General features: G+C 40.1%; 18 protein-coding genes. 3 read left to right on the plus strand and 15 right to left on the minus strand.

Annotated elements, in window-relative coordinates; genetic code table 11:
- Positions 1–21: 21 nt before the first annotated feature.
- The 5 genes from DAHG_RS10560 to DAHG_RS10585 all read right to left on the minus strand — a co-directional run bounded on the left by DAHG_RS10560 (position 22) and on the right by DAHG_RS10585 (position 4799).
- A complete protein-coding gene (locus tag DAHG_RS10560; RefSeq protein ID WP_022938321.1) occupies positions 22–759 on the minus strand; it encodes an amidohydrolase family protein in 738 nt (245 codons plus the stop codon).
- Between the two features lie 21 nt (positions 760–780).
- The gene (locus DAHG_RS21405) at positions 781–2376 is read right to left on the minus strand and encodes a PTS system mannose/fructose/sorbose family transporter subunit IID (protein ID WP_022938322.1); all 1596 of its coding nucleotides are present in this window, start codon (positions 2374–2376) and stop codon (positions 781–783) included.
- A gap of 28 nt (positions 2377–2404) precedes the next feature.
- Positions 2405–2899: a PTS system mannose/fructose/N-acetylgalactosamine-transporter subunit IIB gene (locus DAHG_RS10570; RefSeq protein WP_022938323.1), complete on the minus strand. Its 495-nt coding sequence runs from the start codon at positions 2897–2899 to the stop codon at positions 2405–2407.
- The gene (locus DAHG_RS10575) at positions 2889–3641 is read right to left on the minus strand and encodes an amidohydrolase family protein (protein WP_022938324.1); all 753 of its coding nucleotides are present in this window, start codon (positions 3639–3641) and stop codon (positions 2889–2891) included. The genes DAHG_RS10570 and DAHG_RS10575 overlap by 11 nt, the downstream gene beginning before the upstream one ends.
- A 297-nt stretch (positions 3642–3938) precedes the next feature.
- Entirely contained in the window at positions 3939–4799 is an 861-nt protein-coding gene (locus DAHG_RS10585; RefSeq protein ID WP_022938326.1) for a YitT family protein, read from the minus strand.
- A 234-nt stretch (positions 4800–5033) separates the two neighbouring features.
- Here DAHG_RS10585 and DAHG_RS10590 point away from each other — a divergent pair, with 234 nt between their 5' ends.
- The 3 genes from DAHG_RS10590 to DAHG_RS10600 are packed head-to-tail and all read left to right on the plus strand — an operon-like array spanning position 5034 to position 7059.
- A complete protein-coding gene (locus DAHG_RS10590) occupies positions 5034–5597 on the plus strand; it encodes a TetR/AcrR family transcriptional regulator (RefSeq protein WP_022938327.1) in 564 nt (187 codons plus the stop codon).
- Positions 5598–5599: 2 nt separating this feature from the next.
- A complete protein-coding gene (locus tag DAHG_RS10595) occupies positions 5600–6331 on the plus strand; it encodes an ABC transporter ATP-binding protein (protein ID WP_022938328.1) in 732 nt (243 codons plus the stop codon).
- Positions 6328–7059 (plus strand): ABC transporter permease, encoded by a 732-nt coding sequence (locus DAHG_RS10600; protein WP_022938329.1) that lies wholly within the window; start codon positions 6328–6330, stop codon positions 7057–7059. Before DAHG_RS10595 ends, DAHG_RS10600 begins: the two co-directional genes overlap by 4 nt.
- 64 nt (positions 7060–7123) lie before the next feature.
- On the opposite strand, the gene dnaJ is transcribed toward DAHG_RS10600, so the two are convergent.
- The 10 genes from dnaJ to DAHG_RS10650 all read right to left on the minus strand — a co-directional run bounded on the left by dnaJ (position 7124) and on the right by DAHG_RS10650 (position 20472).
- Positions 7124–8230 (minus strand): molecular chaperone DnaJ, encoded by a 1107-nt coding sequence (gene dnaJ, locus DAHG_RS10605; protein WP_022938330.1) that lies wholly within the window; start codon positions 8228–8230, stop codon positions 7124–7126.
- Between the two features lie 78 nt (positions 8231–8308).
- Positions 8309–10117, minus strand: a complete 1809-nt coding sequence (gene dnaK / locus DAHG_RS10610) for a molecular chaperone DnaK (RefSeq protein WP_022938331.1) — start codon at positions 10115–10117, stop codon at positions 8309–8311.
- Positions 10118–10131: 14 nt separating this feature from the next.
- Complete coding sequence (gene grpE, locus DAHG_RS10615; RefSeq protein WP_022938332.1) at positions 10132–10764, minus strand: nucleotide exchange factor GrpE; 633 nt, start codon at positions 10762–10764, stop codon at positions 10132–10134.
- A 10-nt stretch (positions 10765–10774) separates the two neighbouring features.
- Positions 10775–11794: a heat-inducible transcriptional repressor HrcA gene (gene hrcA, locus DAHG_RS10620; protein ID WP_022938333.1), complete on the minus strand. Its 1020-nt coding sequence runs from the start codon at positions 11792–11794 to the stop codon at positions 10775–10777.
- Between the two features lie 151 nt (positions 11795–11945).
- Positions 11946–12764: a prepilin-type N-terminal cleavage/methylation domain-containing protein gene (locus DAHG_RS22010; RefSeq protein WP_022938334.1), complete on the minus strand. Its 819-nt coding sequence runs from the start codon at positions 12762–12764 to the stop codon at positions 11946–11948.
- Between the two features lie 105 nt (positions 12765–12869).
- Complete coding sequence (locus DAHG_RS10630; RefSeq protein WP_022938335.1) at positions 12870–14249, minus strand: M24 family metallopeptidase; 1380 nt, start codon at positions 14247–14249, stop codon at positions 12870–12872.
- 20 nt (positions 14250–14269) lie between these two features.
- Complete coding sequence (locus DAHG_RS10635; protein ID WP_022938336.1) at positions 14270–15535, minus strand: hypothetical protein; 1266 nt, start codon at positions 15533–15535, stop codon at positions 14270–14272.
- Positions 15536–15553: 18 nt separating this feature from the next.
- On the minus strand, positions 15554–17407 hold the full coding sequence (locus DAHG_RS10640) for a glucose PTS transporter subunit IIA (protein WP_022938337.1): 1854 nt from the start codon (positions 17405–17407) through the stop codon (positions 15554–15556).
- Between the two features lie 11 nt (positions 17408–17418).
- The gene (locus DAHG_RS10645; protein WP_022938338.1) at positions 17419–18855 is read right to left on the minus strand and encodes a glycoside hydrolase family 1 protein; all 1437 of its coding nucleotides are present in this window, start codon (positions 18853–18855) and stop codon (positions 17419–17421) included.
- A 174-nt stretch (positions 18856–19029) separates the two neighbouring features.
- A complete protein-coding gene (locus tag DAHG_RS10650; RefSeq protein ID WP_022938339.1) occupies positions 19030–20472 on the minus strand; it encodes a M81 family metallopeptidase in 1443 nt (480 codons plus the stop codon).
- Positions 20473–20525 lie beyond the last annotated feature (53 nt).

The raw sequence follows: 20525 nt of genomic DNA on the forward strand, positions 1-20525 counted from the left end.
GAATAGGAGAGCGCCGCTCCCCTATTTCAGTTTTAATAATTGCGCAGCATTTTGATAAAAGATTTTATCCATCGCAGCCGCAGACAGATTCAGCGAATTGAATTTCATAATTGATAAATTAGTAAAATTACTTGGATAATTTGATCCATATAGGAATTTATCAACCGGTAATTCTTTAAACATCTTATGCAATGCCGGTACCTCCGTTTCATACGAAGTCTCAAGCATCAGATTTTCTGTGCCTGCTTCTTTGCATAAATCAACGGTTCCATACGTATAATCAGTGCCGCCCATATGCAGAATCACAAATTGTACCTTTGGATAACGATGGGTGTAATAAACCCATTGCTCTGGCATTGTGTAGAAACCCTGTCCGCAAAACAGCTTAACGATCAATCCCTTTGCTTCACAGATTTCTAAGATCGGTTCAATGTTATAGGCAAATTTCTCTGGCCGATAACCATGTTCCAGCGAATTAAATTCAATCATTTTAATTTCATCAGCAGCCGCGATTCGTCTGACTTCCTCAACGGCATCATCAAGCTTAGGATTAATCACTGCGCAGCCAATCAATTTATCTGGATATTGGCGAACTAGCTCAATGATTTTGTCATTGGCCGCAGACATACTCGCGCCATAAAACGTAGACACAACTCTTTGATCAATCTTATTTTCTTCCATATCCTGAAGCAATCCAGTCACATCGTATTCTTTGGTGATCGGATCACGGTCAAGATGGGCATGAAAATCCAGCACCATATACCTACCTCCAATTTCTTATTATAAAATACCAACGAATACACCAACGATACCAAGCATAATTGTAAGTACCATCAGCAGGATAATGTTAACCTTTTTCTTATCGATCAGCCAATACATCAACAATGTATAAAGCAGCGGAATCAGATTCGGCATTAAGCCATCTAATACTTCCTGAAGAGCGATTACCGTATCACCCTGTGTATAGGAGATATTTAAAGTTACATAAACTAACGCAGAAATAAAGCCGCCGCAGACCGTAAATGCCGCGATACCTGCATATTTAGTCAGACGATCAAGCATACCGCCTTCCTGAAGATTTGCCACTAATGCCAAACCGCCTTCATAGCCTTTAAAAATACCGAAATAACGAACACCCATACCAACGATCGTCATAACCGCAAAGAACAGGATCGGGCCAATTGGGCTGATATAATTACTGGCAGCAACCATTGAACAGGCAAGACCCGCCATGATCGGACGCAGTGTACCGTGAATCAGTGAATCACCGACACCGGCTAAAGGTCCCATCAATGCTACTTTAATTGCATTAATTGAATCAACATCGATATCGCCGACTTTAGCGTTGCGTTCTTCCATCGCACAGGAGATACCGATACAGAAGGATGCCATACGGCCTTCAGTTAAAAACAGTTCACAGTGACGCTGATAAGCCTTCGCGCGTTCTTCTTTATCATCATAAACCTTATCAAGAACCGGAATCATCCCCTGTAAGAAGCCATCTGCTTCCTGACGGGTTGTACAGTTACCGCTCTCAATGGCCAATGCATATTTGAATGTACGCCACAAATCTTTCTTTTCGACAACACAATAGGATCGATCACCGTTTTCAGCTTCATAATCACTGGCTTCAAATTCTTCATCCTGACTCTTTTTCTTATCCGCATAGAAATTCAAGCCTACACAGATAATCGCGATCAATGCGATACCAATCATATTGATGCCTAAATAAGAAGCAAACAGGAAACCAACTAAGAAATAAGGCCAAGAGCTTTTATCTTTAACTGAACCAAGCAGCAAGGCAACACCGACTGCACCCAGCAAACCGCCGCCGGCTGCGATACCATCAATCAGCCATGGCGGAATGATATCAATGAATGCCTGAACATAGCTGGCACCAAAATAGACACCAACAAAGGTTGGTACACCAAAGCAAATATATTCAATCACTGATGGAATAATCGAAGTCCATAAAATTACTTTCTTTGGATTAGCTTCAGCCGCGGCCTTATCGACCTGACGCTGAGTAATCTCATAAATTGTAGAATTTCTTGTCTGACGGAAAATCTGACCGACAAATGAAATTGGCAGTGCCGTTGCGATACCGACTTCAACACTTCCTGTCGCGCACGCTAATGCAGTTGCCAAGCCGGCGCTGATTGTTTCATCAGGCGGAATAGCGGTACCTACGAAGATAACAGCTAAGAACATTAATTCTACCGCGCAGCCAACTTGTAAGCCCATTGTCAGATCACCGAATACTAAGCCTACTAATGGCCCGATTACGATCGGACGATATAGGAATGTATGCAGGAATGCTTTATCTAAGAAACCAAGCCAAACGATAATAGACGTTAATAATGCTTCTATAAACATGGTATTTCCTCCCTCGTCTAAATTTCAATTATCCTAATTTTTTATTAATCAATTCAATAGGGTCTTTCGCCTTCTCCTCAGGAATTGCCTTGACTTCCAACTTTATCCCCTTGCTGTCAAGACTGCGGATAGCTTCAACATCACCCGGTTCGACATAAATATAATCAAGCAGCTTTGTTCTGCCGACTTCTGATTTTGAATTTGAGATATTGCCGATAATAATGCGGTCAATCTTTAATCCCATTTCTACTAAAGCATTGGCTTCTTTAGGATTTCTGACCAGCATCAATACATTCGTATTACTCTGATCCTCATTAACCCGTTTCACGGCATCCTCCTTGCTTAATATTTCAAGCTTGATGCCTGATGGTACAGCGAATTTCAGAATCATCTGCTGAGTTTTATCACCAGCAGCCTTATCATCAACAACCATAATCATTTTAGCTGACGCGTCTTTGATCCATTTGGTAACAATCTGACCATGAATCAGACGATCATCAATTCTGAAGACATTAATGTTCATTTTTACTTCCTCCCTTTATGGTCCATAACTGCTCCGCGTTTTTATAGAATACATCCTCAAGCTCAGCTTCCGTAAAGCCCATCTGATAAATTTTCTGAATTTCACATTCCACTGATTTATACGGCCAGTCTGTACCAAATACAATGCGTTTAGAACCAACACAATCCTTAACCTTTTTAAGCACATCCGCCTCATACACTACAGATGTTTCAAGATAAATATTAGGAATATCACGAACCGCTTCAATGACGCTGTACGCAAACTCGCGGCAGCCCATATGTGTGAATACAAACCTTAGATTAGGATGCTTTTTCGCATAGCGAATCCAGGCAAAGGGGGTACTTAAAGGGCTGGTACCGACATGGGTCTGAACATGAACGCCATATTGTTCGATGCGTGTGAGGACTTCCTCTAACTGCGGTGTATTATCTGCGTAATAGCCATTCTTCCAGGAATGAAATTTAACTGCCTTATATTTTCTTTCACCGAGGCATAAATCAATTTCCTGCAGCGCGTCCGGCGCTTTTGGATTAATGAAAGCATAGGGATAAATCCGATCAGGATATTGAAGATGAGCCTCATAAACTAAATCGTTTTGAATCCGGTTCACCGTGCCGGATAAACTGCTGATGCCAATCTTAGCAATTCCATAATGATCCATATCCTTGATCAGATCATCAGCGGAATTAAGATCCCCTGAACTTGTTTTTCCCATATGTCCGTGAATATCATACATGATCATGGTTATAACACCTCCTGTCTCTTGTTATAACTATATACTAACTTGTTATATCTAGTTTGTCAAGATATACTATCAAATTCATCGATCATTTTATATATTCATTGTAAAAACCTCCTGAATCACTACTATATATGGATAAATTGAGCGATTTATAACCCTTCAGCTATAAAATTCACGCATCTGATACTGAAATATGATTAAAAAAAAGACCACCCAACATAACAGCTGCCTTGATATGCCGCTGAATGTCAGGTGAATCACCCATCTTATTATGACATGTTATATTTTCATCCCTGTTCAGAATCGTTTTTCATAATTGCCGACAATTTCATTTCCCTCACTTAAGATGATAAAAGCGTTGGGATCTAATGCCAACACACACTGCTTCAGCATGCTCACCTCATACTTAGAAAGGATGGTAATAAATACATCCGTCTCTTCATTCGTATATACACCCATGCCCTGCCAGCTTGTAACACCGCGGCCCAGCTCAGTCAGTACCTTTTGCTTGACTTCTTGATGCTTGGTGATCACCATTGCCTTTACAATGATATTTTGGGTATGAATCTTATCCATCGCCAGCGCGAATACTACCGCATAGATAATGGAATAGATCGCGTTTGAAAAGGAAAAAGCAAAGGCGCAATAGGTGTAAACGAGAGCATTGATGACGATTGAAAGCCTGCCCACCGTAAAGGTTTTAGAACGCATCGCGAAAAAGACACCGAGAATATCCGCACCCGCTCCGCTGCCGCCGGCTTTCAGACATAAGCCTGTCCCATAACCGCCAATCAATCCGGCAATGATCATGCTGGTCAGCGGATCTTTGAGAATCGCTGTTTCAGGAATCGGCACAATGGAAAAAGTAATTGTCTGAACGATGATTGAAAGCAGCGTCAATACAAAGAACTTTTTAGATATACTTTTATACGCGATTAAAAATAAAGGGATATTCAACAGAAAATTAATGATACCGGCAATATCAAAATTAAATTCAAGATGAAAGATTTCCGTCAGCAGTGTTCTGATAATCTGCGCGATACCGATGATTCCGCCATTATATACATGCATGGGAACCACAAATATATTAACTGCCATTCCAAATAAAAAAGAACCAGCGATTACATATAAAAAATTAGACGTCCATTTACTCTGCATACCTTAACCTCCCGCAATGAGCTGCGACCTTGATATATTATAACATATATCTCAAACATATTATATCATGTTGATGGAAGAATAAGAATATGTTATTAATCAACGACTGAAATCAAATTCTATCCAAGATAATTATAACTATTTCCTGAAATGGGTTGACGGAAGTGAAGAGCAGTGATAGAATAAGAAACATAAGTTGCGTAACATTCGTTTCTCAACAAAGGAGGAAATTCTATGCCACCTAAATTCAAATTCACAAAAGAACAAATTATTGACAGCGCGGTAAATGTTGTAAGAAAGAATGGTTCATCAGGTCTTACTGCACGATCATTAGCAGCAGAACTTGGTTCATCTGCAAAGCCTATCTTTGGCTTGTTTCAAAATATGGAGGAAGTCCAAAAAGAGGTTATAAAAGCCGCAGATAAGCTTTATCAATCTTTCCTGCAAAAAAGTATGACAGATAATAAATATCCTCCATACAAGGCAAGCGGTATAGCATATATTCAGTTTGCCAAAGAAGAAAAGGAATTATTTAAACTGCTCTTCATGCGTGACAGGACAGGTGAAAAGCTGGAAGAAAATCGTGAAGAGCTTCGTCCCATTCTTACGATTATTATGAACAATCTTAAAATAAATGAAGATGATGCCTTTCTATTCCACATGGAAGCATGGATTTATGCTCACGGTATTGCAACCATGGTAGCAACATCCTATTTGGATTGGGATATCGAATTTATAAACAAGGCGCTCACTGATGCATATGAAGGATTAAAATACCGTTATACGGGAGGTAAATAAATATGTATGCCATTAAAACAGAAGGGCTTACAAAAATATACAAAGACTTGACAGCTGTAGACAATCTTAATCTAGCCATAGAGCAAGGGGAATTATTTGCGCTGCTGGGTGTAAATGGTGCAGGCAAAACAACCACAATAAAAATGCTTACTTGTCTTACAAAACCCAATCACGGTGATGCATTAATAAACGGAAACAGTATCATTACGGATACCAACAAGGTTAAAAATATCATAGGTGTTTCTCCGCAGGAAACCGCTGTTGCACCTAATTTGAGCGTCAAAGAAAATCTTGAATTAATGTGTGGAATCCATGGTTTTAACAAGGAAAAAAGACTGTCAAAAATTAAAGAACTTTCTAATCAGTTTGATTTATCTGCTATTTTAAATAAAAGAGCCGGCAAGCTGTCAGGCGGTTGGCAGCGTAGATTAAGTATAGCCATGGCGCTTATCAGTGAACCTCAGATACTTTTTCTTGATGAGCCGACTTTGGGACTAGACGTCCTTGCTAGAAGTGATTTATGGGATACTATACGTGCCCTAAAAGGAAAAATAACCATTACTTTGACGACTCATTATATGGAAGAAGCAGAAATCCTTTCTGATCGTATTGGCATAATGAAAGACGGAAAACTGTTAGCCCTTGGTACAGCAGATGAAATTAAAATTTCAGCAGGCAAAGAAAAATTTGAGGATGCTTTTGTAGCAATCGTAACGGAGGCAGTAAAATTATGAGATTTCTAATTTTCTCAAGCAGAACAGCTAAGGAAATTTTGCGTGATACTCTAAATCTTTTCTTCGGTTTAGGCTTCCCTCTTGTGCTTATCGTTTTGCTTACAGCCATTCAATCAAACATCCCTGTCCCTATGTTTGAGCTTGATCATTTAACGCCTGGCATTACTGTATTCGGACTCTCTTTTATGACCTTGTTTTCAGCGGTACTTATTTCAAAAGACAGAGAAAGTGCATTACTGCAAAGACTATACACAACGCCGTTAACATCGTCTGATTTTATTTTCGCATATGCATTGCCGCTTTTACCGATTGGAATTGCGCAGTGTGTTATTTGTTATATTGCGGCAATTTTTATTGGCTTGGAGCCTCAAATTACAATTCTCTATGCTGTTTTATTTGCTATCCCTGTCGCATTATTCTATATTTTCCTCGGCTTAATCTGCGGAAGTGTATTAACCGTGAAACAAGTGAGTGGTATATGCGGTGCTCTTTTAACAAACCTGTCCGCCTGGCTCTCTGGCATTTGGTTTGATGTTGAACTGGTAGGCGGTACTTTTAAAACAATTGCAAATGCCTTGCCGTTTATTCATGCCGTAGAACTTGAAAGGGCCGTTTTTAGTGGTAATTATGCGGGTATATTTCCTCATATATGGTGGGTAGCCGGATATACTGTCATAGCTATTATAGCTGCTGTCTTTTTATTTTTGCGGCAGATGAAAAAGCAATAACTTCAGCTTACTAAATTTCCTTAAAATCCAAAATAAAAACCTCAGCAAATGCCGAGGTTTTTGTCTATTTCTTAAATGCTTTCTTAAACTTATCAAATGGTGATTCACTTGTCTTGCTGTTCTTTAACTTTTCATAGTATTCTTTTTCTTCGCGAGACAGCTTCGTTGGAATCTCCACTTTTACTTCTACATACTGATCGCCCTGACCGCCGCGGGGAGCTTTAACACCCTTACCGCGCAGACGGAATTGAGTACCATGCTGAGTACCGGCTGGAATCGTCAATTCAACATCACCATAAACGGTTGGCACATCAACAGTGCAGCCTAATGTCGCATCAACAGCGCTGATTGGCACCGAGATACGAATATCATTGCCGTCACGAACAAAATTAGGATGACGGTTTACATTGATTTCAATGTATAAGTCACCATTTGGACCACCGTTAGTACCCCGTTCGCCTTTATTGGCTACACGGATCTGCTGACCGGACTGAATCCCTGCCGGAATCTTGATTTCCAGCTTAACACGCTTATGCTCATAGCCGCGGCCATGGCATTTCGGACATTTATTCTTGATTTGCTTACCCGTACCGTTACATTCCGGACAGATGGAGTTTGTCATGAATACACCAAATGGGGTTCTTGACTGCTGCTGAATCTGACCTGTACCGTTACATCTTGAACATGACTGAATATCGTCTTTGCTGCGCGCACCGCTGCCTAAACACTCACTGCACTGTTCATCCACTTCCAGCGTAATTTCTTCACTCTTGCCAAATACCGCGTCCATAAAATCAATCCGCATCTGCATGAAGCGGTCATTGCCTTTGCGCGGGCCTGTAGACTGACGGCGTGAAGATGTTCCACCGCCAAAGAAAGACCCAAAAATATCACTGAAATCATCAAAACCAGCGCCTGAGAAACCGCCGGCACCGCCGCCGAAGGCGCCGTCCATGCCCGCATGACCAAACTGATCATAATTCGCTTTCTTTTGAGGATCGCTTAATACCTCATAGGCTTCATTAATTTCCTTAAACTTTTCCTCGGCGCCTGCTTCTTTATTCACATCAGGATGATACTTCTTCGCCAGGGAACGGTATGCTTTTTTTATTTCAGCCTCACTTGCACCCTTACTGAGTCCAAGCACCTCATAATAATCTCTTTTTTCCATAGAATCACCCTTGACCTTTATTCACTCGTTAAACACGAAATTCTAGCGATGGCTAGAATTCGTGTTTCTATAAACTGTTTAGTTCTTTTCTTTAAAATCAGCATCCACAACGTTATCATCGTTGTTATTTGCGGAACCAGCGTCAGCACCCTGCTGTGCCTGCTGCTGATACATTGCTTCACTGGCAGCCTGTGCAGCTTTTTCAAGTGCATCCAGCTTAGATTTTACAGACTCCATATCGTTTTCGTCAAGAGCTTTTTGCAGTTCATCACGAAGTTTCATTGTTTCTTCCTTCTGCTTAGCGTCAATCTTGTCACCGGCTTCAGCGATTGAAGTATCAATTTGGTTGATGAAAGCTTCTGCCTTATTCTTTAATTCAGCTTCTTCTTTACGCTTTTCATCTTCAGCCTTATGTTCTTCAGCCTCTTTAACCATACGTTCGATTTCTTCATCACTTAAACCTGAAGAGTTAGAAATCGTAATAGACTGTTTCTTGTTAGTACCTTTATCCAATGCAGATACGTGTACGATACCGTTAACGTCAATATCGAAAGTAACTTCAATCTGAGGAATACCGCGGCGTGCCGGTGCGATACCGTCTAACTTAAACATACCTAATGTCTTGTTATCGTTAGCCATTGGTCTTTCACCCTGCAATACATGAATATCTACTGCCGGCTGATTATCCGCAGCGGTTGAGAAGATCTGTGATTTACTTGTAGGGATTGTTGTATTTCTAGGAATCAATACGGTCATTACATTACCCATCGTTTCGATACCTAATGATAATGGTGTAACATCCAGCAATAATACGTCTTTAACATCACCGCTGATAACACCGCCCTGGATAGCAGCACCCATTGCTACGGCTTCATCTGGGTTTACTGATTTATTTGGTTCTTTACCTAATTCATTCTTAACAGCTTCCTGTACAGCTGGAATACGTGTAGAACCACCAACTAATAATACCTGATGAATATCATTCTTTGTCAAACCGGCATCTCTTAACGCATTGCGTACCGGGATGATTGTACGTTCAACTAATGATTTAGTCATTTCATCAAATTTAGCTCTTGTTAATGTTGCTTCAAAGTGCAGCGGACCATTAGCACCCGCTGAGATAAACGGTAATGAAATCTGTGTTGTTACTGTACCGCTTAAATCTTTCTTCGCTTTTTCAGCAGCTTCTTTTAAACGCTGCATAGCCATTTTATCTGAACGCAGATCAATGCCATTTTCTTTCTTGAAAGAATCTACCATCCAATCAACAACAACGTTGTCAAAATCATCGCCGCCCAGATGTGTATCACCTGAAGTTGATAATACTTCAAATGTACCGTCAGCTAATTCAAGGATAGATACATCGAATGTACCGCCGCCTAAGTCATAAACTAAAACCTTTTGTTCTTTATCTGTCTTATCAATACCATAAGCTAATGCAGCAGCAGTCGGTTCATTGATAATACGTTCAACTTCAAGACCGGCAATCTTACCAGCATCTTTAGTTGCCTGACGCTGAGCATCATTGAAATATGCAGGAACCGTAATAACCGCTTTAGTAACTGTTTCACCAAGATATCCTTCTGCATAAGATTTCAAATATTGAAGAACCATTGCAGAAATTTCCTGCGGTGTATATTCCTTACCTTCCAGAGTTACTTTTTCATTCGTACCCATTAAACGTTTGATTGAAGAAACCGTATCCTTATTAGTTACTACCTGACGTTTAGCAGCATCACCAACGATACGCTCACCGTTCTTATAAGCAACTACTGACGGTGTAGTTCTGTTTCCTTCTGGGTTTGTGATAACTTTGCAGTCGCCGCCGTCCATAACAGCAACGCATGAATTTGTTGTACCTAAGTCAATACCGATAATTTTACTCATAATGTGTGTCCTCCTTATTCGCTTACCTTTACAAGCGCTGGTCTTAAAATACGATCTTTAATCATATAGCCTTTTTGTAATACTTCCAATACCATACCGCTTTCCACGCCTTCCCGGCTTTCCTGCATCAGTGCCTGATGGAAGTTTGGATCAAACGGCTTATCACTCGCTTCGATTTCAGTGATACCTTCTTTTTTCAGAAGCTCGATCAGCTGGTTGTAGATCATTTCAAAACCCTTGACATAAGTCTTGATATCTTCTGAGTCACTCTTGACGATCAATGCTCGTTCAAGATTGTCAATGACAGGCAGAATCTCTTTACCAAAGCTCTGCATTTTATATTTATTAGCAGTATCAAATTCCTGCTGAAGCCGGCGCTTCGCATTTTCAGTATCTGCGTACGCCTTGTAATAAGCATTCTTGGCTACGTCTAATTCCTTGCGTAAATCTTCATTTTCCGCTTTCAGCCGTTCAATTTCTTTTTTCTTGCCATGTCCGTGACCCTTGCCTTCATGTTCACATTCACATTCACAAGATTCAGCTTTCTCATGACATTCACATTCACAGGCTTCGGCTTCAACGTTTGGCTTAGTTTCCTCAGCCGCCGCTTCGCATGTCTGCTTTTCTTCTGTTTTTTTCTCGTCCATTTTATTCTCCTTATTCGTTGTTGAACATCTTTTCAATCTGCTGGCTCATGTATTCCATCAGCGCAACAACCTGATTATAAGGCATACGTGTAGGTCCAACTACCATCAGCTGACCTTCCTCGTCCTTATTGATCTTAAACTTGCTGGATATGACAGAAACATCATCAATATTCATTAATTCACGATTATCTGTACCGATCCTGATTGCCATCTCTTCATTGCCATAACCAATCTGACGCCACAGACTGCTGTTTTCCAGCATTGACATCAGCTGCTTCAGCTTTTCAATATCGGCAAATTCCGGCTGATACAGCATATTTTTCTGTCCTGACAGATAAACCTGATCACTGGCAAACCGTACAAAGGCATTGACAAAGGCTTCAAACAATATTTCATGCCGCTTAACCTTGCCTGCCAGCAACGGCTCAATCTCTTTCATTTTTTCAACAACTTCATTTAACGCGATACCGCACAAATTCTCATTCAATATATTGCAGCAGGTGGTAATATCACTCATTGAAATATTATCTTCAAATTGGAAGGTTTTATTTTCTGTATGACCATGATTGGTAATAAATATTGCCACTGCACTGCGTTCATTGATTGGAATCAGCGAGATATGCTGCAAGGTCTGATACCTTGATTCAGGTCCCAGAACCACACTTGTCAGATTTGTCATCTGTGAGAGAATATCACAGCTTTGCCGAACTACCTCATCGATGCTCATGTTGCGGGCATCAAAGACGGTCTGCAAGGCATTGACAACCTTCTGATCAAGCTGCTTTTCCATTAGATTATCAACATAATACCGATAACCTTTAGAAGAAGGTATGCGGCCGCTAGATGTATGTGTTTTTTCAAGCAAGCCCATTTCTTCAAGCGCTGCCATTTCATTGCGCAGCGTCGCTGATGAGCAGTTGAAATCAAGCAGTGTGAGTAATGTTTTACTGCCGACCGGTTCAGCGGTACGAATAAATTCATCAACGATGGTTTTAAATACTTTCGTCTGTCTGAATGTTAGCTGATCCATATTCACCGCTCCTTTCTAGCACTCAACCCTTCTTACTGCTAACAGTATATACCGAATCTTTAGCACTGTCAACAATAAAGTGCTAAAATCGAATAAAAATGAATGTGAAATTGTGTCTAACATAAAAACGAACAGATTACGCGTCTGTTCGTTATGGCATGATAATTTCTCCGGAAATCACAGGGTTAGCTTCTACCCAGTGCAGCTTTTCCATTTCTTCTTTAACAGTATCATAGGATTTATTAGCGATTAAGATTGTCTGATTTTTTGTAGACGGCTGATACCACTTGCCGCTGTCACGGTCATAAATCAGCGAAGCAAACCAATTTTCACCTGTCGACGCATAGACATACTTTTGGCCGCTTGGTGTTGTTGTCTCTGATTTATATGTATCCATATAAGGCTGTACATAATAAACAGTATCACTTCCATCAAGGATAAGTGTCGGCCATTTCCCGCCATTGGCTTTTTTTAAGATAGCCCGTACCTGATCATTGCTGTTTAACTGCCAATCATTAATATCCTTATCACTTCCGTAAGGGTTAAATTGTTTGTATTTATCTGGGTTATCCATCAAATCTTTCATTTGGTCAAAAATCTGAACTGGAATTGTCGAAGTTGTTTTAGAATGAATCGTACATTTTGTCCGATAGGCAGTTTTTCCTGAATCAGTTGTGTATGATTCAATTAAGTAGCTGCCGCCGTCAGGACATTTAGGCACAGTTGAGAAATATTCTTCATTCTTATTATTTAGTACCTCATTCAGTAAATCATAATTTTCATCACTGCCAAGTCTGGTAAGCTTAGTCTGATAAGCACGGTTGATTGAGGTTAGATTACTATCACAAACGGCTTTCTTCGCATCTTGGGCATAACCGATAAAAGACGGTACTAAAAAAAGTGCCAAAATACCAAGAATGGCAATGACAACGATTAATTCTATTAATGTAAATCCATCTTTCTTACGCATATCTGTGCTCCATACTGTTTACGAATAATGTTATTATAGCATAAGCAAAAAAGAAAAACAGCCGTGAAACTTGTTCTTCGCAAAAGAAAACTCCCGGAAGGGAGTCTACTCTTTTACAAAAGCTAGTTTTTTATTCAGCATGAGCGGACGGTAATAAGCAACTGTATCATTCATCGGCAGCACTTCTGGATGCAGATGAATACCCAGCACTTCACTAATATATGCACGGCGCTTCATGAAAGTTTCATATAGGGTTGGATATTCTTGTTTTAGCTGGTTACGCAGCGCTGCATCCGCTAAAGCGATTCCGCTCTCACAGCTGGCACCGCCCAATCCTTCAACACTTGGAATGATATCAATCTGAAGCAGCATTCCACTTTTTAAAGAAGCCGCTGAGCCTTCAAAAATCGGTGATGACAGCCATTCCTCATCCGCACACAAATGCCCAGGATTCAAATGCCAATGATATTTATGCTTAGGCAACACCTGCTCAATCTTTTGGTACATTGCATCCCCGCTCATTCCAAGCTGGATGTTTTCAAGCCATGCAGCAACCGCATAATAATAAGGTTTGGCAATTCCATCTAAATAGGGAACTGTCAATTGTGTTTCATCATACAGTGCATAACCGCTGCGGCTGCTTAAACCACCCTTATAACCCACTGTCAAAGAAATCTTGTCACCTAGTTTAACCTGATTATCAGTGGGATAGAGATTAGCCTTAACGAAACGTTCTCCGGCAGCAGCGATCGTAACAACACTGTTGCGCTGGCCATAACGATTCAGGCACTGCCCAAGCTCCATTTCTGAAACACCTGCCGCGAGTATATTCATAGCCGCCAGCATACCATCACTCGCTAAAGCAGATCCAAATTCATAATGGGCAAGCTCATTAGCGTTATTAATCGTTCGAATTCCTTCTGCGCCAATAAACAAATCACATCGATTCATCAGATTCTTTCTGCCTACTAAAGTTTCAAGTGCCTGAACAATATAATAAGGGAGATCAAAAAGCTGTGTATTATCATTAAACTGACTCGTGAACATTTTCCAGCCAACAACACCAAGCTGCATTCCCTTTTGAATGCCTGCTTCCTTAAAACAATCAATCAGTGATCGTTCACCCTGCATTGGCTGATTAGGCAAAGAAAAGTACGGTACATGAACAGCCTTTGCTTTGATTCGGGAAATACTCGCCTTATTCAAATTTTCATTGCCAAGCAGCAAATACGCTGTGCCATTTTTATGCACGACAAGCAGCGCTTCCTCAAAACGAGGAAGAAAACCAGTTAAATATTCAAAATTAGACCCATGTTCAAGATCACCATAAATAAGCATCACATCTAGTTTTTCTGATTGCATTTTAGCAAGCAGCTTAGCTTTTCTTTCCTGCATTGTTTCATCACTCAGCATCACTGGTTTTTCAGCTTTAGATATAATAGGTTCAGGTATTTCCTTTAGTTTTACTGCATCAAATAGATTCATAACCGCACCTCTTTTTCTTTTTATTTATATTCACGAAGAATCATATCCACCATCTCATCAGCTGCACCATAAGGAAAATAAGTATTATATGATTCAAAAACAATTCCATATTCATCCTTATTAACTGCATAATAGTGAAAGCCATTACTATATGCACACAGATAAGTAGGCTTTTCATCCGCATAGCGAAGTCTCGCACCTAATACAGTATCAATTTCACAAGGGACACAGACTATCCTGAAAGCTTTAAAATCATAGATATAGCTTAATGTCTCATAATGGATATGATCCTTTTTGAGTTTATCTTTAACATCATAAAGATAGCATGTATCTATCCGATGGTAACGATCACTCTCTGGACTCAGCGTTTCCAATTCAGCTTCCAGTTTCTGCTTTTGATTAAGCAGATACGCATTCTTTTGCGGCTCATAATCAATGTGATAAACAATTTCTTTCACATCAACTTCATCGACCTCAACCATTCGCTGAGCACATGGCTTCATCAATTGATCAGCAATACCCTCACCATAACGGATACATTCCTGCCAGTCCACACCTTTTTTTAGTAAACGCGGTGAACTGTCACCTGCTTCACCGTTGAAAATCATAACCGGATAGCCGTCATTTCCTTGTAAGCATCTGCGCATAACACCAAAGAAATCTGCACTGATCAGCATATTCTGGGCACCAAGAATTGTAGGATGGCAAGCCAAGTTCAGAATTTTGACAATAGGCTTATTACCCGCACTGATTCGAATTTCATCACAATAGCGATAATACTCATCATTTGGCCGATTCCGATTATTATAATAACCAGTGACTGTATGCTGATCTAAACAAACACTCACATCCTCTAGCTTGCTTATTGCCTGACGCAAAGCCAATATCATTTTATTCCGAATCAATTCCCAATACTCAAGATCTGGTTTCAAATCATAAGCCATACCATGAGAAACAACAGGTGAATTGTGCGTGTGTGAACATGCTATGGAAATCTGTTCCCGACGCAAATGAAATTCACAAGACAAAGCCTCACGGCAGAAGTCAGCAAATTCTCTTTCAACAATACAAATATCAAGCTGTATAAAAACCAACATTGTTTTAGCTTCAATACACAGCACATCCATTAACAGATCATCACGCTGTCCATAGGCCGTTCTCAAGCCTTCACCGCTTGCAGCCTTCTGTTCCTCACTTTGATTAAAACAGAATCTAGCTTCATTATATCCTTCCATTTTACAAGGATAAAACGGATTAATTATTTCTCTTGCGTAACCTGCCCTCATCCTGTCACCTGCTTTCTTTTAGGCATTAATTGTATACATTAAATCCTTGGCTTCAACTTTACCTGCGGCCTGTGTTGCAATCTGACTGTCATTATGTGTTGCAACCACGATGATTGTAGGATCATAGCCTTTTTCTTTCAGCAAGCTTAAATCAAAACTGCCGATTCGCTCACCGCGTTTAACTTGCTGACCAGCCTTAATCTCAAGATTAAAGCCTTCTCCATTAAGATCAACTGTCTCCAAACCGATATGAACTAAGATTTCTTTACCATCATCAGTTGTAAAGCCCAACGCATGCTGAGTAGGGAAAATCATTGCCACCACGCCGTCAACCGGTGCATATAAGTCTCCATCAGAAGGTATGATTGCCATTCCCTTGCCAATTACACCGCTGGCAAATGTTTTATCATTTACTTCACTTAATTCGATCATTGTACCCTTAGCCGGTGCGCAAATATCAGCCGGTGATGCTTCAACCTTAATCACCAGTTTTTTCTCAGCCGCCAGTGCTTTTTCACTCTTAGCAGCTGTTTCATCAATAGGACGTATATATGTTAACACAAAGGCAATGACAAATGCTACCGCATAACTTAATGCTACCGCTGGCATCGTATCCTCAAAAATAGATAAGGTAATTACCGAAGGTGTAGATACTGTATAACCATGTCCTCCTAATAAGGCACTGATAACGCCGCCAATACCGCTGGCAATAGAAACAGCCATAAACGGCCACTTAAAACGTACAAGCACACCGTAAAGGCCTGGTTCAGTGATACCAAGTAAAGCACTGATTCCTGAAGATAAAGCAACCTGACGATTACTCTTGTTCTTTAATCTGAAGAAAGCACCGAAAGCTGCACCAGATACAGCTAAAGCACTAATACCATAGATGGCAATCAGCGGATCGTAACCATATACTTCAATATTAGAGAGAATAATTGAAGTCAAGCTTAGATGCATACCAGTGAAAACGATAAATTGACGGGTAAAGCCAACAACAAAGCCAGCAACCACCGGTGAAAAAGCAAACAGCCAATTAACTGCCATCGCAACATATGAACTTAAATAATAACCAATTGGGCCGGTAATTCCCAAGCTGACAATACCCATGATAATAAAGATACAAACTGGTGCAAACAGCATTCGCATAGTATCCGGAATCACTTTATTCACCCATTTGTAAACATATTTCAAAACCCATACGGATAAAATGATTGGAATCACTGAACCTGAGTATTTAACATAAGTAATCGGCAGGCCAAGCACTGAAATAGATGAACCCGCATTGTTGATTACCGTTGGATACATCAACATACCAGCGACAGCCATTGCCATCATCTGATCAGTACCGAATTTTTTAGCTGCTGAACTTGCTAACAAAAATGGCAGGAAATAAAAGGGTACATCAGAGAGAATAGTCAACAGTGTATGAAAGCCTGTTTCTGGAGTTAAGATACTCAGCATGACAAATAAACTGATCAACCCCTTTAATAAACCACCGCCGAGAATACAAGGCAGGCATGGTGATAAACAACCCGCTAAAAAATCTAAAATCATCGCAAATGAGAATTTCTTTTTCTCACCATAATCATCAGGAACTTCACCTTGAGCTTCTATTTTATAACGGCTGATTAATTCATTATACAGGCGGCCAACCTTTTGACCAATAATTACCTGCAGTTGTCCCGCTTTCCACTGTGCTCCTAATACCCCTTCAATCTTTTCAATCGCTTCCACATCCGCTGCTGTTTCCTTTTTTAAAGTAAAGCGCAAACGTGTTGAACAATGCATAACTGTATTAATATTATCCACACCGCCAACAAGCTGAATAATATCATCAATCATTTTTATTTCTTTTTCGCTGCTTTTCATCGCCGTTCTCCTTATTTTCCCAAATCCTGACCGTTTGATTTAATCAGTTTGCTGTACCAATAAAAGGAATCTTTTTTTATACGCCGCAAATCTAATACTTCTTGATCAGTTGTATTGACATAAACTAAACCATAACGCTTTGCCATACCATTGCCTGTACTTAACAAATCAGTAAAAGACCATGGATTATATCCCCAAACCTCACAGCCATCCTCAATGGCCATACCAATTTGTTCAATCTGATCACGCAGGAAATTAATACGATATTCATCATGAACATGACCATCTTCACTTAATACATCATGTGCACCAATACCATTTTCTGTAATCATCATCGGCAGACGATAATGATCCCACATATAACGCAGCATATAACGCATCGCTATCGGATCAATTTCCCAATCCCAATCCGTCACTTCTACATAAGGATTGGCGCATAATTGATATTCGCCAGGAAACTTAGGATACACAAACTGTCCTTTAATTCCTTCCTTATTCAGCTGAAGTTCAAGATAACTTTCATCAGGCGGACAATCCATTGCCGTATTGCTTCGATAGCAGTTCAATGCAAAGAAATCAATTTTGGCCTGCTGAATCAGTTCCATGTCTCCTGGCCGAATATCCGGATCAACATCATGAAGCTGCCAATACTTTTTCACAAAATTGCTGTACTCACGATGAACATATAAATCATTCCAGATTTTCTCAGTCAATTCCTCAGCATTCATAGCTGCAATCTGATCAGCAGGCTTACAGCTTTTTGGATAAATTGGCACATAACCGGGAACCGGTCCGATTTTCCCATCTGCAACCATCTCATGACAGGCAATAACAGCCTTAGCATGACACAGATTCATAATATGATTAATCTGCCACTTTTCTTTTTCCCAGTCTGTACATCCTTTATCAATACCTAACCATTTGCCATAAACTATCTGCATATTCTGTTCATTAATTGACAGCCAATATTTAACACGATCACCAAATGCTTCAAAACATACTCGAACATAATGATCAAAGGCATCAATTATGCGGCGATCACGCCAACCACCTAATTCTTCATCAACCCACACTGGCATATCATAATGATACAGAGTTATGATCGGTGTAATATGATGACGAATTAATTCATTAATCAAGTCATTATAGAACTGAATACCTTTTTCATTTACAACACCATCACTGGCAGGTATAATTCTTGACCATGAGATTGAAAAACGATATGAACTAAATCCACATTCAGCCATCAATGCTACATCCTCTTTATAATGATGATAATGATCGGCTGTAATTGAATTATCTGTATATGGTTTTTTCTTCTTGCTGTTCAAATCAATAATTGCCGGCGTTCTGCCATCCTCAGCAACACCACCCTCAACCTGCCAGGCTGCCGATGAAGCTCCCCATAAGAACGTATCCGGAAACTTTGGCTTTTCTTTATAATACATAGCGAATCTCCTTTATCGATATTTTCGTATATTAAATTAAATACAATGATTCAGACATTCTAGCTAACTGAATAATTCATGAGCGCGCATCAGCATTTCTCTGCCTGATCCTTGTTATCCATAGTCTAGCATTATTTTTTCTTAAAAGGGTGCCAGCTTTTGCTCCCTCTTATTCTAAATTGCATCAATTGGATACATAGGTCTTAAAATTTTCTGATACTTAATTTTCTCTGTACGCTGATTGGTAGCCCCATCGGTCAAAGACATAACAAAATATTTAGCTGCCTGCTTCAGTTCAGGATATAAATAACCCTGTTTTACAACAATAACATCATAATCCATATTAATACCAGCATAATCATATTGAGCTTTTTCCGCAAACGATACCGCTTTTTGCGCAATCACGATATCAATAGGACGATCCTTCAGACGAACGGTAACACAGCTGCCAATCGCTGTCTGATCACCATAATGATGATGCAGTTCACCTTTAGCAAGGATTGTAGCAATTAGCGAAACCTTAGCTGATAATGCATCTTCATCAATACCTAAGTCAAAGCTCACGGTACTGCCTAGCGCATAATCTGCAAGCTGGTTTGCACAGCCTTCATCACTGATGCAAGCAAAGAGAATGCGTTTCTCTGCATAATCTTCCAGAGCCAGGAATTGACGAAGAATGAACGTATTACAGCCTGGTCCGCCAGCCGTACAATTATCACCTGAATCTGTAATAAAGCATGGTTTTCCTTTTGCCGCCATCACTGCTCTCACTGCATCCTCTGGCTCTAATGCCATACCTGTAAAATGAAACTCATGCCTTTTAGAAAAAGCAAAAGCTGCAATTTCATCTGCCTTTGTATTCGCATAAGCGGTATCCTTTTCATTATTAGGCACAACAATTACACTGGCTCCGCATTTATCACTGTCGTGACGTACATAACCAATATGATATGAGCAGCACATAATTCGCTCATCCTTTTCAATTTCATCAAGCATCTTATTAATTGAAACCATTGGTTCATCGGTGGAAACTGTCCGTTCACCACCCAAAAGCACAGGTACTTTGCGATAAACTGGATGAATATTGCGGCGGTGATTTAACAAGTCAATTAACAAAGAAGCAACTAAACGATGACATTCCCTGCGATCTGTATGCGGTGAATGTCTAAAAGTTCGTATAATCGTACAATTATCAGCCTGCTCCTGTGACAGATTGCCATGTGGGTCCATAACCATGGCAATTGGCATATATGGGCCAACAATTTTTCTGATTTCACGGATTATATAATGCTCGCCGCTGCCGCCTGACAGTTCCTGCACATGACTGGCACCATGCAGAAAAAAGAACATTCCATCCAGTTCATGCTGGTGTTCTTTTACAGCCTTAATAAATTGATTAGCGATATAGTCAAATGCTTCCTTAGCAACAATGCCACCGGCTCTGCCATCTGCATAAATAGCAGGTATTACTTCAATACCCTCTGCCGCAAATAAATCATCGACATATAATGCCTTAGCTACCTCATCACCTGTTTTCAGCATAAAACTAGTCAACTCACAATATTCCTTTACTCTAGCATTGGATTCCGCAACGAATCCGCCTATTAATACTTTCATGGTACAACTCTCCTTTTTCATACCTTTATGTTAATGGAACAGATAAAAAAATG

This window comes from Dielma fastidiosa, from assembly GCF_000313565.1.
GTDB classification, from domain to species: Bacteria; Bacillota_I; Bacilli_A; order Erysipelotrichales; family Erysipelotrichaceae; genus Dielma; species Dielma fastidiosa.